This window comes from Aeoliella mucimassa (assembly GCF_007748035.1).
Lineage (GTDB): Bacteria > Planctomycetota > Planctomycetia > Pirellulales > Lacipirellulaceae > Aeoliella > Aeoliella mucimassa.
Map to the genome: position 1 here is coordinate 321,568 of NZ_CP036278.1, position 14,063 is coordinate 335,630.

Here is a 14,063-nt window from a genome sequence, read left to right on the forward strand (position 1 = left end):
ATTAACAGTGGCAGTGACAAGCTGACTCGGGAAGAGTTGCATGAACGCCGTTGATACAAATGTGCTGATTGTTTGCTCAACCGCCTGCTTGGAAGCGGGTGTCACGACACGCTACACGGAGGACATCGGTGCCCCGCGGCGCATTGAATCGCTGGAACTGGTGAATCCCTTTTGACCTGCCGGTGTGCAGGATACAATTCCACGCATGACTTGCGTGATTGGAATCGACGAAGCTGGGTACGGACCGAATCTCGGGCCGCTTTGTATTGGCTTGTCGCTATGGCAAGTTCCCGACAATACCAATGCGACCAATGGCGCGCGTTCCACGGCATCGCCGGAGGAGATCGACCTGTTCGAGTTGCTCACGCCGATGGTCTGCGGCAAGCCCGACGGTCGGCGGGTTGCGATTGCCGACTCGAAACTGCTCTACAAGCCCAAAGGGGGGCTGAGGGATCTCGAGCGGGGGGTGCTGGCCATGCTGGCTGCCTCGGGAGCCGACTCAATCGATCAGTGGAAGAAGTTGGTCGACCATTTGCACGCCGACCGCACTCAGCAGCAGGCCGAGTTGCCTTGGATGGACCCTGTGTATCACCCAGCGGTTCCGGCCGCGGTAGCAGCGAGCGACCTGCAGGCAGCCGCCGACTCGATCGCCGAGTGCAGTGCGGCAACGCTCTGCGAAATGCGAGCGGTGATGGTGCACGCCCGCGAGTTCAATGCAGCTTGCGAAGAGTACGCGAGCAAAGGGCTGGCGCTGTCGCGGTGGTCGCTCGGCTTGCTTCGCGATGCGATCGACACGTTGCCGACCAGCGAGTCGACGCCCACGGTGATTCAGGTGACCTGCGACAAGCATGGCGGACGCAATAACTACGCGGGTTTGCTCACGGAGTTCTTTCCCGAGTACGCACTGCGGGTGATCGTGGAAAGCCGCCCGCGAAGCGCCTACCTGCTCACCAGTTCGGCCGCGGAACTACGAATCGAGTTTCGCACCAAAGGCGAAGCCCGGCTCGAGACGGCGCTCGCCTCGATGGTGGCCAAGTACTTGCGCGAGCTGTCGATGGAGGCCTTCAACCAGTACTGGCAGTCCCACCTGCCGACGCTCAAGCCGACCGCCGGCTACCCGCTCGACGCCAAACGCTTTAAGGCCGACATCGCGAAAAAGCAGCAGGAGCTAGGCATCGACGACGCGATTCTCTGGCGGAATCGCTAGCTTTGCGATCGGTCGAGAGGACGTTACTCCTTGACGCTCTGCTGCGAGTGGCCTTTACTGCTACTGTAAGTGGCACATCCACGTTCATCGAGAGTTGGGGGCTGACTATGTATCTCTACGTTGCGCGGCACGCCTGGGCGGGGCATTATGGCGACCCTGGCGATTGGGGCGACGATAGCCTGCGACCGCTAACCACCGAGGGGATCGAGCGGTATCGTCAGGTGCTCAAGCGACTGCGGTCCGCGGACATGAGTCCCACGGTGATCGCGACCAGTCCTTACACGCGATGCCTGCAAACCGCAGAGCTGATAGCCGAAGTCTGCGGTGGCGATCTGGTGGAACTCGAAGCACTCGCGCTCGGTGCGGAACTCGATGAGTTAGTCGCCTGGTCGAACGAGCAGAATGTCGACCACGTTTGCTGGGTGGGACACAATCCGGACGTGCAGCACCTGACCGCTTCGCTGGTGGGCGACGGGTATGGCTCGATTCGGTTTGCCAAAGGCTCGGTTGCCGCGGTGCGGTTTTATGGCGACATCGAACCTGGCCAAGGGGAGCTTTACTGGCACGCGACCGCGAAGCTGCTGGGGGTGTAGCAACCGCTAGCGCGGGAACATGGCGACCTCTCCTGGCGAAGTCCGTGGTTTTCGGTAATCATGCAAAGGAGTTTCTGGCCTTGGTTTTCCGACTCCCCGACTTCGAGCGTTCTCGACGATGGCAAAACGCGCAGCTTACGATGTTGTAGTAATTGGTGGTGGACATAACGGATTGGTGTGTGCCGCCTATCTGGCGAAGGCGGGCAAGAAGGTCGCCGTTGTCGAACGGCGGTCCGTGCTCGGCGGGTGTGCGACCACCGAAGAGCTATGGCCCGGCTATAAAGTGTCGACTGCCGCGTACGTGGTGAGCTTGCTGCTGCCCGAAATCATCCGCGATCTGAAGCTTCGCGCGCACGGGTTGGAGATTTTGCCGCGGACTCCGTCGTCGTTCACGCCGCTCCCGGACGGGCGTAGCCTGCTGATGGGACCCGAGCCAGGGCTCAACCAGCGCGAGATCGCCAAGTTCAGCCCCGCCGACGCCGAGGCGTTTCCGCGCTACGAGGCGCTGCTCGAGAGAGTTGCCAGCGTGCTCGAGCCCGTGCTCAGCCAAACCGCGCCCGATCCGTTGCCGCTCCCTCCCGAATGGCGGCGAGTCGGTTTCCCCAAGAAGATGCGCGACACCAAAAAACTGTGGTCGTTGTACCAGGCGATGGCCGAACTCGGCGAAGACCTGCCAGCGGCAGTCGAGATTCTCACTGGCGCCGCCCGTCCGATTCTTGATCGCTGGTTCGAGTCCGACGCCCTCAAGGCAACGCTAGCGACCGACGCGATCATTGGAGCCTTCCTGTCGATCAGCTCTCCCGGTAGTGCTTACGTGCTGCTGCACCATGTGATGGGCGAAGCGGGCGGCGCGCGGGGCGTGTGGGGATACGTCCGCGGCGGGATGGGCGCGCTGAGCGAAGCCATTGCCAGCGCGGCGACCGAGATGGGAGTCGACATCTATCGCGAGACAGCGGTCGACGAAATCCTGACCAACGGCGACAAGGTGGTCGGCGTGAGCATGGCCGATGGTTCGCAGTTCGACGCACCCGTGGTTGCGTCGAGCGTGGATGCCAACCTGACGTTCCTCAAGTTGCTCGATCCCTCGGTGCTGCCCGACAATTTCCGTCAGGCGGTCCAGAACATCGATTACGCATCGGCCTCGATGAAGATGAACCTCGCGCTGGCCGAGCCGCCGAACTTCACCGCGCTCCCTTCCAAGGGTATCGCTCCGCATCATCATGGCACCATGCACATTGGTCCCACGCTCGAATACATCGAACGGGCGTACGACGATGCCAAGTACGGCGAGCCGAGCAAGTCGCCGGTGATCGAAATGACCATGGCCACGAGCGTCGACGAAACGCTCGCCCCGAAAGGCAAGCATATTCTCTCGTGCTTTATCCAGTTCACTCCGTACAAGCTTGCTTCAGCCGAGCAGGGCGGGGCAACTTGGGACGACATCAAAGAGTCGTACGCGGATCGCTGCGTGGAGATCATCGGTCAGTACGCGCCCAACGTGCCAGGTGCGGTGGAGCACCGTCAGGTGCTTAGCCCGGTGGACCTGGAGCGGGTGTATGGCATCACCGGCGGTAACATCATGCAAGGCGCGATGAACGCCAACCAGTTGTTCTGCTTCCGCCCAATCGCCGGCTGGGCCGACTACCGTTCGCCGGTCGGTGGGCTCTACCTGTGCGGGGCGGCCAGCCATCCCGGCGGCGGGGTGATGGGCGCCTGCGGCAAGAACGCGGCGGCGGAAATCTTACGCGAATTGCGATAAACAATCGCCTCGCGAGTCGCCCTCGCCTATGGCGGCAAACGCCTCGTCCCGGTGTTATACTGCTGCGGTAAGTTCTTCTTGCCTCAGGAGGTAATCATGGCGATGTTCCGCGGTCGAAGTTTGGCGTTGGTTCTGTTTTGCTTGGCAACCTGTTTCGCAACCGTAGCGGCCGATGCGGCTTCGCCCTGCGTGCTGTGGTACGAGCAACCCGCCGAGCAGTGGACGCAAGCCTTACCCGTCGGTAACGGACGCTTGGGTGCCATGTGCTTCGGAGGAGTGCAGCAGGCTCGCATTCAGTTGAACGAAGAGTCGGTTTGGGCAGGTCCGCCGGTGCCGGAGAACAACCCCGCAATGCGCGAGGCGTTGCCAGCGGCTCGCGATGCCTGGTTCCGCGGCGACTACGCCGAGGCCGATCGCTTGCTAGGCCCCGCGATGGCCCCGCGCATCTCGCCTCGTAGTTACCAAACGCTTGGCGATTTGCACATCGAACTAGTCGGCGTCACGGGCGAGGCGACCAACTACCGCCGGCAGCTCGACCTCGACACGGCCATCGCCACCACCACCTTTACCATCGACGGCGTCACTTACACCCGCGAGGTCTTCTCGTCCCCCGTCGACGAGGTGATCGTCGTTCACATGACCGCCAGCGAGCCGGGTAAGCTGAACCTCAAGGCGTGGATTGATCGCCCCGCCGATTACGAGATTTCCATCAGCGCCATGGAAGCCCTGCACATGCAGGGGCAAGCTCAACATGGCGGCAAGCAACTGGGCGTCAAGTACCACGCCATGCTTACTGCTCAGAACGTGGAGGGCACGAAGCAAATCGTCGATGGCGACGACAAACACTTTACCATCGAAGGAGCCACCGCCGTCACGCTGCGCCTGTACGCGGGCACCAACTACATGGCCTCTATCAGCTCGACTGCCGGTAATAAGGCTCAGGCCAAGTACAATCCATCGGCCGAGGCAAAATCGTACGACGCCCTTCGCGACGCCCACATTGCCGCGCATCAAGAATTGTTCCGCCGCTGCACGCTCGACTTGGGGAGCAACGACAATAGTTCCCTTCCCACCGACGAGCGACTGAAGCGCGTGAAGCAGGGGGCAACCGATCCCGCGCTCGAAGCGTTGTACTTTCAGTACGGGCGGTATCTGCTGATTTGCTCGTCGCGTCCTGGTTGCTTGCCGGCCAACCTGCAAGGCATCTGGAACGATCAGATCGAAGCACCGTGGAACGCCGATTATCACGTGAACATCAACATGCAGATGAACTACTGGCCGGCCGAAGTCACTGGACTCTCCGAGCTGACCGAACCGTTCTTTACTTTTACCGAGCAGCTCGTTGAGCCCGGGCGCGAGACCGCCCGCGAGATGTTCGGCGCCCGTGGCACCACCGCTGGTCACACCACCGACGTTTGGCACTGGACCGCGAACATTGGCTACCTTGGTTACGGGATGTGGCCGCACGGCATTGGTTGGAACTCCACACACTTTACGGAGCATTACCGCTTTACCGGCGACAAGACGTTTTTGCGTGAGCGGGCCTACCCGCTGCTGCGCGAAGTCTCGGCGTTCTATCTCGACCACGCCCAGGCCGATCCCGAGACCGGCAAGCTGATGCTGGGCCCCGACACCTCGCCCGAGAATGCCTTCCGCGGCGAAGATGGCAAAAACCATGCGATCTCGATGGGACCTAGCATGAGCCAGGAGTTCGCCTGGGAAGCATTCACCGCCACGCTCGAAGCGGCCAAAGTGCTTGGCGTCGAAGACGATGAACTGCTCAAGGAAATCACCTCCGCCCGTCGTAAACTCCACTTACCACAGATCGGCGAAGATGGCCGATTGATGGAGTGGAGCCGACCGTTCCCTGAGCCCGAGCCGGGGCATCGCCACATCTCGCACCTGTTTGCCGTGCATCCAGGCCGGCAGTTCAACAAACGGCAATCGCCCGAGATGCTGGCCGCCGCGCGCAAGACGATCGACTACCGCTTGTCGCACGGCGGTGGGCACACCGGTTGGAGCCGGGCGTGGATAATTAACTTCTTCGCTCGCTTCGGCGACGGCGACCTCGCGCACGACAACATTCAAGCCTTGCTGGCCAAGAGCACCCATCCGAACCTGTTCGACAACCACCCGCCGTTCCAGATCGATGGCAACTTCGGCGGTACCGCCGGCATGGCCGAGATGCTGCTGCAGTCGCACATCCAACGCGGCGGCCTCGAGGGACCGTTTGAAGTCGAGCTACTTCCCGCGTTACCGGCAGCCTGGCCCACCGGCTCGGTCACCGGCCTCCGCGCCCGCGGAGGCTTCGAGGTCGACATCGAATGGAAAGAGGGCAAGCTCGCCAAGGCAACCATCAAACCACTTGGCGGCAACCACCTGTGGCTCGTCTACGGCGACAAACGCGTGGAGCTGGAACTCCTCGACAGCGAAACGGTCCAAATGGATGGCGAGCTGAAGATTATTGATTAATCTGTTGACTGAAGTGAGCTTTGCCTCGATGAGAGTTAGTCCTGGGGCATGCATAGCAACAAGGTGATGGTGTGGTGTCAATGGCGGATTCGTTACTCCTCGCCTGACACCTCATCCACAATCTGTTGCCATGTGCCTGTTCTGGGGTCGTTCTGGCCGAACATTGCGATCACTTGTTGACTAACCCACTCGGTATCCAAAGCCGAACCTTGAGTGCGTAGTAACTGCTCGACGTCAGCCAAGTCCTTGCGTCGGAAGAACATCATCTTGAATACACAAAGCGTCGCCGCATCCCAAACACTGATGCTGCGATGTTTGAATGGTACCTCTACACGTCGAGACTTGGCGGTAGCGTAGAACTCAGCGATGGGCTGGAATACATCAAGTACCCGACCTTGATAAGTGATCCGGCAATAGCCGTGTGTCTTGAGTTGCTGCTGTGCATCAATCCAACTGAATTCGGCCCCAATCGACTGAAGCGTATCGAGATATTCGTCAATTCGTTCCGGCGGTAGGAACAAAGTAACATCTACATCCACGGTACCTCGGGGAGTAGTCCAACATCCTAACGCCAAAGCACCGCCGATGGCGTACTCGCAACCAGCATTATCAAGAGCCGTTGCGAGAGTCTCCGCTACTTCCGCAGCACTTGGGGCTGTTGGCTCACCCATGGTGCTTGCTTGCCTCACGGCGTAGAAACTCCAACGTGGAGTCTGGCCAAGGAGCTGGTGGGGAAGGAGACTTGCCGGCTTTTTGCTGCAGATATTCCAGTTCTGTAGCATCGTTGCAAACTACATAGAGCTGCTCGATGCGTTCTCGCATGGTGCTTGGAGCATCAACAGCAGTCGCTGCTTGCACTTGCCGCAAGAGCTGAGCGGTTTGTAACGAATTGGATGGAAAGGTTGCCATATGTCAATTATATCACATGCAAGGCAGTTCGCCGAAGCCAAATCACTGGTCGCTGGCAGACTCCACTTCCTCCACTTTAACTTCCTCCGCTGGCACCGCTGCGGGGTCGTTCAGCGAGTACTGGGTGAGGAACTGCCAGACCTCTTCGTTCAGCGGGGCTTCCCACCGGTGGGGAACCCCTTCGGGGCGGAGCACTTCGACCGCGTGCCCGCGCTCGCGATAGAGATCGGGGTAGGTCTCCACCTTCACGGGGCGGACCTCCTCGTCGCGGGTGCCGACGATAAACATCATCGGCACCGGTCGCTCGGCTGGATGCTCGTCGAGCAGGCACGCCCCCTGCGATACCATAGCGGCCACCTTGGTGCTACGCCGGAGTGAGAGATGCACCACGAAGTCACCCCCCCGCGAGATGCCGACCACGTAGATACGATCGGGATCGATCGCGTAGTCGGCCAGCAGCTGGTCGGTCAGCACATCGAACATCTCTACGTCAGGATTGCCTCCCAGCTCGTCTCGCTCAAAAAAATGCCAGGTCGGGTCGCCCTGAATGTAAGCCAGGTAGAAACCATGTGAGTCGACCATGTCGTGCAGCTTCGCGCTACGACGGAGTCGCTCAGCAGGGCCGTTGAAACCATGGTACGCCAGTACCAGTGGGCGGAGTTCGGTCGAGCGGGTCGTCGGAGGATACCACAGGTAGCGTCGCGACACCCCATGCACGGCGATGGTGCGGCGGTGCCAGTCGTGATGGGTGATGTACCAAATGCCGATCGCCAGCGCGACAATCGCAGTCGCGATGGCGAAGAGAAGCGGCAAACGCTTTTTGTTTAGTCGAGGCATGCAATTCGACCGAGCCGTTATCGCTGCTCGGCCACTTCGGTAGTTTCCGAGGCGGACCAGATGCGGTAGCGTACTTCCCCTCCCTCGGGTACATACACGACCACCGGTACTCGGCTATTGTAACGAATCATCTTGGCCGGCGCGGTCACAAACTTCTCCACTTGTGGAGTGCCAGGCAGCGGAGCCATGCGAGTCATCGCCATGCGACCCCATCGAGGGTACTCGTAATAGGTGAATCCCCACCCCTCGAGGTTGGTCTCTCTGATCTCTCCGCCGAACCAAGTGCGGTTCACCCCGTCGGTCATCATGTTCTTGCCGACAATAAGCTCGACGCGAAAATCCCCTTCTTCGTCGCGCGACTTCTCTGGCAACAAGATCACGTACCGCTCCATCCCCTCAGGCGGGGCGGGGAACTTCTCCACGTACTTTTCCGCTTCGGCCGGCTCCGCCTTGGCCGATTCCGCCGTGGACGGCGCCTCGTCGGCCGGAGTGTCGTCGGCCATCGCACACGCGGTAAACATCAACAGAGTGAGCGAAAGAGCGGGGAGACCGAGATGGCGAAGCATGGTAGTCGACTCCAAGGGACGGGAGAGGAAGCGTTAAGGAATGGTAGGTGGTCGACTCTTGGACGCCGAGCCTGCGGCGAAAGTTCCCTTCAATTCCGAAAGTTTTCCAATGGCAAGACCGTTGTTACCGCAGGGCAGACTGCAGGACATGAACAATAAAAAACAGAAGCGTGCCGAGATACATGCAGCAGAAGATTCCGAGTCCAACCCCCCAGCCCGCCAGTCGACGGGGGCGGGAGCCAAGCCCAATGAGACTCAAGATCAACCCTGGAACGCTGAGCAGCACGAAGAGCGCAGCGATCATGTTACCGGTCCGGCTGAAGTGCCCGCAAACACAGAGTGCACAAAAGCTGCCGAGCGATAGCGCAAACCCTATCTCTCCCCATCGATTCCTGCCGCGATCCAATGGTTGCGACGACTCCGGCGATTCGTAGGGATTTGGCAAACTCAATTTTTGCTCATCTGCTGCTTCGTCAAATCTGGCATCGAGAATCGCAGGAACCCCTCCGAGCTACACTTCCGAAAAAGCGGTCGGTGCGAGGTAGACCTTTTCGATGTTCGTCACCGTGTCTGCGTACTTCGGCAGGTCTTTCATTGCCTTCCACTCGGGGTGGTTGATAAACGTGTTCCAGTTTGCCTTGTTCGACTCCATGTCGTCGGCGGCCAGCAGGTACGTCAGGTGCGGCAGCCCTGGGCCGTAGAGCGACTCGCCGAACAGCACCGTGTCGAAGCCCGACTTTTGGAACACGGTAATCTCGCCGTCGTTGAACATCTCGATCTTCCGCCGGGCTTTCGACTCGCTATGGCTGTGGTAAGTCCGCAGTTCGAGCACACCGGATGGCTGCTTGGGGAGCTGCAGCTTCGGCATGCCAGCAAACGCGAGCAGCAACTGGCTGTCGATGCTGGCGAAGCATGGCTCATCGTGGTGCACTCGCAAAAGAAGGAACGCGGACAAATAACCCTCGCCCGATTCTACCCCCACGCCGCGGGGCGAGCAAACTTTGCCAGGAGCGGCGGCGGGCGGAGCGTAGGGTTAACCGGTAGGGCAGGGGCCGATTGGCTACAGGGGGTTGCAGTTGCCGGCCTCGAAGTCGGCATCCGCCTGGCGGGCGAGTTGGTCCAAGCGGCCAGCCTTGATATCGGCTTCGATTCGCTCGTCCCATTTGTCGGCGCGATACTCGTCGAACCAGATGGCAAACTGCGCCAGCTCTTCTGGTGGCAAACCAGCGATCGCTTTCTCAAGTTCTTGTAGACTCATTGCATTGCTCAATAAGTTCAGTAGACAACACACCTTTTATCATAGGTCTTGATAAACAACTAAACCACGCAAACCAAATGATGCGGTGCGAGACTAACAGCACACCGGCTTCGGTCGAAGCGATCTACTCGACACAATCGAAAAGAGATAAACCACCCAGGTCTCGCCACGTTGGCGAAACCTGGGCGGCACTACTACAGAGTTAGGCTAGATTGCCATCTTAGTTTTCTTCCAAGCCACGAAGAAACTCCTGTCGCATTGCTTGCGCAACCGTTGGGCCACACAGGTTTGGATTCTCCTCGTAGAGTTTACGCTGGTCAGCACCAGCTTTTACTGTGGAAGTGGCAATCTCGCGAAGCTTTGACGACTGAGCAAAGCTATCAATCAGTTTGTCAGCATTGTCACAGTCTTGAAGAACTTCGTCCAACCAATGAGGTTGTAAGGCCATATCAGTATCCTTTAAAGTGATATTGAGAATTGGTGTCATCGCGGGCGCACCTTGTGCGCCCGCGATTGCAGATCGCATTGCTTGATTACTACTTGCGGCAGATCAGTTTCCACCAAGCCGCCTTTTCAGACGATTTCACCGGTGGAAAAGTATCGCCGCGGTCCATGGGGATGACGCGTTCATCAGATGTCGGTGCGGGAGCTGTGGTCCCGTCCGTGTATCCATCAAACTCGTAGTCACCCGCAGGTTGACAGGTTAGCCTGTCATTTAAGGCATATTGCTACAGAGGTAACATAAGAAACTCCTTCTGCGGCACGCCGTGCCGTGTCGGCCATCAACAAAACACTTGTATTGGCCGACGAGGAGCATTATTCTATGGAACTGGCGTCGATGGGAGCCAATCCAATGCTTCTCATTGGCACTCTGCAGCCGCGTCGTAGTCGCCCTCTCACAGATGGCTACGACTCGGCTTTTTCTCTTTATGTAGCAGATGGCTAGCCGTGGTTGTCCGTTTGGCTGCATCTGATCATTCCTTCTTGATCGGTAATTACCGCTTGCGAACCGTTCGAATGCGGTGCTACTGGTGTCGAGTGAAAGCACTGCGAGTACACTTCTAAGTGATTCGTGCAATCACGTGGTTCTTGTCACTCGACTATCACCTACGTTCATAAGTTAAATTGTAGTGATTCTGCAGGAAGCTGCAACGCACTTTCTCGCTTCGGTGGGGATTATTTGTATAGTGGATGTGTACAAAAAAACCGCCCAGGTCTGGCCATCTTGGCAAAACCTGGGCGGCGTGGTCAGAGGATAAGGAGGTCTCTGAGTCGTCGTGTTTCAAAAAGCTGCTGGCGGGCATCTATGCCACTCACTTCCTGCTACCAGCAGCCTTTTTATTGTCGGGGCGAGGATTCAGGGGCCCAGGCGATGAACATTGACGAAGTCAATTCATACCCTGAATCCCGATCCCTGGCTCCTCGCTAGCTGCAGCCCATGCTGTTACCACAGTTGTGGCACAGGTAGCAGTTGCCGTTACGCACGGTGATGCTGCCGCAGTTGTCGCAGGCGGGAGCGTCGACCTGGAACCCAGCGAACTGTTCGCTGCGGGTGCTGTGGGCTTCGGGCTCGTCGGCCATTAACGCGCCGGCTCGTTCGAGCAGACGATTCGCCAGGTCGGTGACCGTTGGCGAGCTGGCACCATTGGCGTGGCCGTTGTGGCCGTTGGCCTTGGTAGCCGTCGTGCTGCTGTCAGCGGCCGCTTGGGCTTCGGTGCCCGAGCTCTGCCCGTCGGCCTTCTTGGCGACGGGCTTGGTATTCGAGGGATCAGACTCCTCGCTCTTCGTGGTGGACGATGGCCCGGCAAGCTTCCCACCCGCTCCGTTGTCACCCGGCGTGAGCCCCATGTTGGCCTCTTTGTATCCGGGTAGGAAGGTAATGCCGAGCCAACGGAAGATGTAGTCGATCAGACTCTTGGCGATACGAATATCGGGGTTCTTGGTATGACCCTGAGGCTCGAATCGCATGTGCGAGAACTTACGCACGTAGTCTTGCAGCGGCACGCCGTACTGCAGGCTCATCGACACGCTGGTACCAAACGCGTCCATCAAGCCGCCGATGGTCGAACCCTCTTTGGCCATGGTGATGAACAGCTCGCCAGGGCGGCCATCTTCGAACATGCCGACCGTGATGTACCCTTCGTGGCCAGCGACGCTGAACTTGTGCGTCAGGCTTTGACGGGTATCCGGCAGGCGTTCGCGAGGCGGACGAACCGCCACGGCTTCTTCCTTGGCCTTCTGATCGCTCCGCTTGGTGTTCAGCGGTTGGCTATCCTTCGAGCCGTCGCGATAGATGGCCAAGGCCTTCAGGCCCAGACGCCACCCATCGGTATAGGCTTCGGCGATTTCAGCCGGCGTCGTATCCCGCGGCATGTTCACCGTCTTCGAGATAGCTCCCGACAGGAACGGCTGAGCAGCGGCCATCATGGTAACGTGAGCCTTCCAAGGAATGCTTCGCGTACCACCAGCCGGGGTAAACGCACAGTCGAAGATCGGCAGATGCTCGTCCTTCAGGTCCACGGCACCTTCGATCGTGTCTTCGCGATCGATGTGAGCCGTGATCGACTCGATTTCGCCCTGGCTATAGCCCAGGGTTTGCAGGGCCAGCGGCACCGTGCGGTTGACGATCTTCAGCATGCCACCGCCGGCGAGTTGCTTGTACTTCACCAGGGCGATATCGGGCTCGATACCGGTGGTGTCGCAGTCCATCATGAAGCTGATGGTACCCGTGGGGGCAAGCACCGTGGCCTGAGCGTTGCGGAAACCGTGTACGCTGCCAGAGGCAAGCACCTCGTCCCACACCGTGCGGGCCGCGCCCACCAGGTAGTCGGGGCACGAGGGGTCGATCGACTCGACCTTGTCGCGGTGCATCTGCATCACCCGCTGCATCGGCTCGGCGTTCTCCTCGTAGCAATCGAAGGTACCGACGGCCTCGGCCAGCTCGGTGCTGGTAAGGTTGGCCGCTCCATGCAGCATGGCGGTAATGGCACCGCACACCGCACGGCCTTCGTTCGAGTCGTAGCCAACGCCGCTGGCCATGAGCAAGGCACCCAGGTTCGAGTAGCCCAGACCAAGCGGACGGAACAGGTGGCTGTTGCGAGCGATGTGGGGCGTCGGATAGCTGGCGTGGTCGACCAGAATCTCCTGAGCAATGAAGAACAACCGGCAAGCAGCCATGAAACGCTCGGTGTCGAACGTGCCATCGGGCTCGCGGAACTTCATCAGGTTGATGCTCGACAGGTTGCAGGCCGTGTCGTCGAGGAACATGTACTCGCTGCACGGATTGCTGGCATTAATCCGCCCGCTGTTGGGGCAGGTGTGCCAGTTGTTGATGGTGGTGTCGTACTGCACGCCGGGGTCACCGCAGTGCCAGGCACATTCCGACATCCGTTCCATCACCTCGCGAGCCTGGAACGTGGGACCTTCGACCGTGTTGTCGGTTACCCAGCGGGTGGTCCACTTCTCGTCCTTCTCAAACGCCTGCATGAAGTCGTCGGTCAGGCGAACCGAGAGGTTGGCGTTCTGGAACATCACCGAGCTGTAAGCTTCGCCGTTGAAGTTGGCTTCGTACTTACCGCTGGCAATCAAGGTTTGAGCCTTTTGCTCTTCCTTCCACTTGCACTCGATGAACTCCATGACATCGGGATGCCAGACCTTGATCGACTGCATCTTCGCGGCCCGGCGGGTTTTGCCACCGCTCTTTACGACTGCAGCGATCTGGTCGTACACCCGCATGAACGACAGCGGACCCGAGGGAACCCCACCGCCCGAGAGCTTTTCGCGCTTGCTGCGGAGCGTGGAGAGGTCGGTACCGGTGCCGGAGCCAAACTTGAACAGCATGGCTTCGCTCGTGGCCAGACGCATGATGTCTTCCATATTGTCGGACACATGCTGAATGAAGCAGGCGGAGCCTTGAGGGTACTCGTAGGGGTTCTCAGGCTGCACAACATCTTGCGTTTGGGGATCCCAACGCCAGTTGCACTTGTCGCCGCGGACGCCGTACTGGTGGTACAGGCCAACGTTGAACCAGACCGGCGAGTTGAACGCCCCGTGCTGGTGCAAGCAGAGCCAGGAAAGATCGCGGTAGAACCGCTCGCCATCGGCCGGCGAGGCGAAGTACCCATCTTCCAGACCCCAGTCGGTGATGGTGCGAGTCACCCGGTGCACGAGCTGGCGGACGCTGTTTTCGCGTTCGGGGGTGCCGATTTCGCCGTAAAAGTACTTGCTGCAGATGACGTTGGTCGCCAGCTGGCTCCAGAAATTGGGAACTTCGCAGTCGTCCTGCTCGAACAGAACTTCCCCTTTTTCCCCTTTGATCTGTGATGTGCGAACTTCCCAGTCCACCGTGTCGAAGACGTCCACCGAACTCTCGGGGCAGAACGTCGTATCGATCTTCAGGCGGCCGTGGAACTTTTTATTACTGGTAGAAGGCGTGCCGGTATCGACAGTAGCCATGAGAGAA

12 protein-coding genes and 2 pseudogenes are annotated in these 14,063 nt (G+C 59.3%); 6 read left to right on the plus strand and 8 right to left on the minus strand.

Annotated features, from left to right (window positions below):
* Nucleotides 1–40: 40 nt before the first annotated feature.
* From Pan181_RS26740 to Pan181_RS01270, 5 genes and pseudogenes are all read left to right on the plus strand, one after another.
* Nucleotides 41–175, plus strand: coding sequence for a PIN domain-containing protein (locus Pan181_RS26740; protein WP_145245111.1), 135 nt, complete (start codon nucleotides 41–43; stop codon nucleotides 173–175).
* A gap of 30 nt (nucleotides 176–205) precedes the next feature.
* A complete protein-coding gene (locus Pan181_RS01255; protein ID WP_145245112.1) occupies nucleotides 206–1,207 on the plus strand; it encodes a hypothetical protein in 1,002 nt (333 codons plus the stop codon).
* A gap of 107 nt (nucleotides 1,208–1,314) precedes the next feature.
* The gene (locus tag Pan181_RS01260; protein ID WP_145245113.1) at nucleotides 1,315–1,800 is read left to right on the plus strand and encodes a SixA phosphatase family protein; all 486 of its coding nucleotides are present in this window, start codon (nucleotides 1,315–1,317) and stop codon (nucleotides 1,798–1,800) included.
* Nucleotides 1,801–1,915: 115 nt separating this feature from the next.
* Nucleotides 1,916–3,559 (plus strand): annotated as a pseudogene (locus Pan181_RS01265) (phytoene desaturase family protein); the annotation flags it as partial.
* A gap of 96 nt (nucleotides 3,560–3,655) precedes the next feature.
* Entirely contained in the window at nucleotides 3,656–6,031 is a 2,376-nt protein-coding gene (locus Pan181_RS01270; protein ID WP_145245115.1) for a glycoside hydrolase family 95 protein, read from the plus strand.
* A 92-nt stretch (nucleotides 6,032–6,123) separates the two neighbouring features.
* Here Pan181_RS01270 and Pan181_RS01275 read toward each other — a convergent pair whose 3' ends face one another.
* The 3 genes from Pan181_RS01275 to Pan181_RS01285 form a co-directional block, all read right to left on the minus strand.
* Nucleotides 6,124–6,813, minus strand: a complete 690-nt coding sequence (locus Pan181_RS01275) for a hypothetical protein (RefSeq protein WP_197528779.1) — start codon at nucleotides 6,811–6,813, stop codon at nucleotides 6,124–6,126.
* 169 nt (nucleotides 6,814–6,982) lie between these two features.
* Nucleotides 6,983–7,777, minus strand: coding sequence for an alpha/beta hydrolase family esterase (locus Pan181_RS01280; RefSeq protein ID WP_145245117.1), 795 nt, complete (start codon nucleotides 7,775–7,777; stop codon nucleotides 6,983–6,985).
* 17 nt (nucleotides 7,778–7,794) lie between these two features.
* Complete coding sequence (locus tag Pan181_RS01285; RefSeq protein ID WP_145245118.1) at nucleotides 7,795–8,343, minus strand: ecotin family protein; 549 nt, start codon at nucleotides 8,341–8,343, stop codon at nucleotides 7,795–7,797.
* A 58-nt stretch (nucleotides 8,344–8,401) separates the two neighbouring features.
* On the opposite strand from Pan181_RS01285, the gene Pan181_RS01290 reads away from it, so the two are divergent.
* Nucleotides 8,402–8,707: a hypothetical protein gene (locus Pan181_RS01290; protein WP_145245119.1), complete on the plus strand. Its 306-nt coding sequence runs from the start codon at nucleotides 8,402–8,404 to the stop codon at nucleotides 8,705–8,707.
* A 147-nt stretch (nucleotides 8,708–8,854) separates the two neighbouring features.
* Here Pan181_RS01290 and Pan181_RS01295 read toward each other — a convergent pair whose 3' ends face one another.
* From Pan181_RS01295 to Pan181_RS01315, 5 genes and pseudogenes are all read right to left on the minus strand, one after another.
* Nucleotides 8,855–9,298 (minus strand): NIPSNAP family protein, encoded by a 444-nt coding sequence (locus Pan181_RS01295; RefSeq protein ID WP_197528781.1) that lies wholly within the window; start codon nucleotides 9,296–9,298, stop codon nucleotides 8,855–8,857.
* Nucleotides 9,299–9,403: 105 nt separating this feature from the next.
* Nucleotides 9,404–9,601, minus strand: a complete 198-nt coding sequence (locus Pan181_RS01300; RefSeq protein ID WP_145245121.1) for a hypothetical protein — start codon at nucleotides 9,599–9,601, stop codon at nucleotides 9,404–9,406.
* Between the two features lie 220 nt (nucleotides 9,602–9,821).
* The gene (locus Pan181_RS01305; protein WP_145245122.1) at nucleotides 9,822–10,088 is read right to left on the minus strand and encodes a hypothetical protein; all 267 of its coding nucleotides are present in this window, start codon (nucleotides 10,086–10,088) and stop codon (nucleotides 9,822–9,824) included.
* A 49-nt stretch (nucleotides 10,089–10,137) separates the two neighbouring features.
* Nucleotides 10,138–10,257, minus strand: a pseudogene (locus Pan181_RS26900) (hypothetical protein); the annotation flags it as partial.
* Nucleotides 10,258–11,026: 769 nt separating this feature from the next.
* Nucleotides 11,027–14,056, minus strand: coding sequence for a vitamin B12-dependent ribonucleotide reductase (locus tag Pan181_RS01315; RefSeq protein WP_145245123.1), 3,030 nt, complete (start codon nucleotides 14,054–14,056; stop codon nucleotides 11,027–11,029).
* Nucleotides 14,057–14,063: the final 7 nt, after the last annotated feature.

Bases quoted from the DNA above. Each gene is read 5' to 3' on its own strand.
- Pan181_RS26740 (WP_145245111.1), top strand. From the start codon at position 41: ATGAACGCCGTTGATACAAATGTGCTGATTGTTTGCTCAACCGCCTGC.
- Pan181_RS01255 (WP_145245112.1), top strand. From the start codon at position 206: ATGACTTGCGTGATTGGAATCGACGAAGCTGGGTACGGACCGAATCTC.
- Pan181_RS01260 (WP_145245113.1), top strand. From the start codon at position 1,315: ATGTATCTCTACGTTGCGCGGCACGCCTGGGCGGGGCATTATGGCGAC.
- Pan181_RS01270 (WP_145245115.1), top strand. From the start codon at position 3,656: ATGGCGATGTTCCGCGGTCGAAGTTTGGCGTTGGTTCTGTTTTGCTTG.
- Pan181_RS01275 (WP_197528779.1), bottom strand. From the start codon at position 6,813: ATGCTACAGAACTGGAATATCTGCAGCAAAAAGCCGGCAAGTCTCCTT.
- Pan181_RS01280 (WP_145245117.1), bottom strand. From the start codon at position 7,777: ATGCCTCGACTAAACAAAAAGCGTTTGCCGCTTCTCTTCGCCATCGCG.
- Pan181_RS01285 (WP_145245118.1), bottom strand. From the start codon at position 8,343: ATGCTTCGCCATCTCGGTCTCCCCGCTCTTTCGCTCACTCTGTTGATG.
- Pan181_RS01300 (WP_145245121.1), bottom strand. From the start codon at position 9,601: ATGAGTCTACAAGAACTTGAGAAAGCGATCGCTGGTTTGCCACCAGAA.
- Pan181_RS01305 (WP_145245122.1), bottom strand. From the start codon at position 10,088: ATGACACCAATTCTCAATATCACTTTAAAGGATACTGATATGGCCTTA.
- Pan181_RS01315 (WP_145245123.1), bottom strand. From the start codon at position 14,056: ATGGCTACTGTCGATACCGGCACGCCTTCTACCAGTAATAAAAAGTTC.